Source organism: Campylobacter sp. (assembly GCF_017646085.1).
In the GTDB taxonomy this organism is placed as follows: domain Bacteria; phylum Campylobacterota; class Campylobacteria; order Campylobacterales; family Campylobacteraceae; genus Campylobacter.
Genome location: NZ_JAGCNF010000123.1, coordinates 1 through 1768, shown reverse-complemented (window position 1 = coordinate 1768; position 1768 = coordinate 1). Strand labels below are relative to the sequence as shown.

Sequence of the window (1768 nt, the reverse complement as noted above, 5' to 3'; positions counted from 1 at the left end):
TTGATTTAACTGCCGTTCCATTTCATACCTCCGTTTACAGTTTTCTATAATTATTTTACAATAAACGGATTTTAATACTCAAACGACTTTAAACCTTTGTAAAGTTAAGAAATGCTAAATAAAAAGCACAGAGCCTTTCTTTCTCTGTGCTGCGTTGTGGATATTTTTTGCATTTACGCGAGTTCAAATCTCTTCGCCGCCAGCCAGAAGTGGTGATAAAAAAGATATTTTTGCCACTTTTTGTTTGAGGTTGAACTGGCGCGCACAATTAATTGTTGGACTTTGGATGGCTTGGAAATACATTTCCGTTTTCATCTCTGTTTATAGGAATAGCTTTAAGATGGAATTTTATGCTAAAAGGGCTTTGACTAAATAGCTAAAGACTATAATTATGAGTATTTCTAAAATTTTTAATACTTTTTAGCTTTTAAAACCTTAATAAAATAGATTTAAATTTTAAAAACTCAAAATAGTTTTAAATTTAAATCTATGCAATGTAAGATATATAGAATATAGTATTTTATATAATCTTATAAATTTTTTAAAATATTTTTATCAATCTGCTCAAATCCTTGATCAAAAAATCCACTATCAGGCTGGGCATAAAACTCATAATCAAAAATCTTGGTTCTTAAACTATGTAGATATAGCCGTTTTGAGCTACTTTAAGCATATTTTTCATCACAGACAATGCCAAAACCACTGCTAGCTAAATGCGCTCTAATCTGGTGAGTTCTACCAGTTTCTATATCTACTTTTAATAATGATTTTTTACCTTCAACTGCTACTGGGGCGATATGCGTGATAGCTGTTTTGCCATTTTTTAAATCAATTTTGCTAAAGGCTCCAGATTTTGTTTTTATAGTTGTTAGCGGCTGGTTTATAGTAGAGCTTTCGCATACTATACCCTTAACCACTGCAAGATAGGTTTTACCTACCCTATTTTGTGCAAATTCTTTAATCGCACGCTGCTGAAAATCGTCATTTTTATATAATAAAATTACCCCACTAGTCTCTTTATCTAAACGATTTAAAAGTGGAAATTTAAATATCTCAGCAATTTTTTGGCTTGTGATAAATGGCGGTTTATTGACTGCTATTATATTTTCATCTTCAAATATTTTAGATGGCTTAGCTAGTTTTGTTATCTTAAATTTAGCACTCTCTTTTAAAAGCCCTCTAGCAAGTACTAGTCTTTGGCCTCCTACACTTACTAGTCCAGCATCTATTAGCTCCTTAGCTTCGTTATTTGAAATCCCTTCTTGTATAGCTAATAGTTTATAAGCCTTTTGCATCTTTATCCTTTTATATCTTTTATTATATTATTTATATCGCATATATTTATTATTTTTGTATTTTTTAAATTTGAATTTAGTTTTTGCCATACATTATCATATGAGCAAAACTCAATCCCACTTACTGCCTTATATAGGTCTTTTTGATTATGGATATATTCTCCGCTTAGAATTTTACAACCAAACTGAGCCGCCTCTATAGGATTATGTCCTCCAATGCCCTTTTCAAAACTACCACAAAGCACGACAATATCAGCTATTGCATATAAATTAACCAATTGCCCCAAAGTATCTACTAGTATAATTTGCGAACTTAACCCCATATTATCACTAAATCTCTCAAAGCTCATATTCTTAATGCTGTCTTTGATAATATTATATACACTATCAAATCTCTCAGGATGTCGTGGAGCTATAAATAGCTGATCGTTATGATTAAGCTTTAGATTGGCTAATAGATTTTTCTCTTCATT

General features: G+C 31.0%; 2 pseudogenes. Both read right to left on the bottom strand.

Going from position 1 to position 1768, the window contains the following annotated elements:
* Window positions 1-530: 530 nt before the first annotated feature.
* Window positions 531-1295 (bottom strand): annotated as a pseudogene (locus J6V67_RS06660) (RluA family pseudouridine synthase).
* 2 nt (window positions 1296-1297) lie between these two features.
* Window positions 1298-1768, bottom strand: a pseudogene (locus tag J6V67_RS06655) (3-deoxy-D-manno-octulosonic acid transferase); the annotation flags it as partial.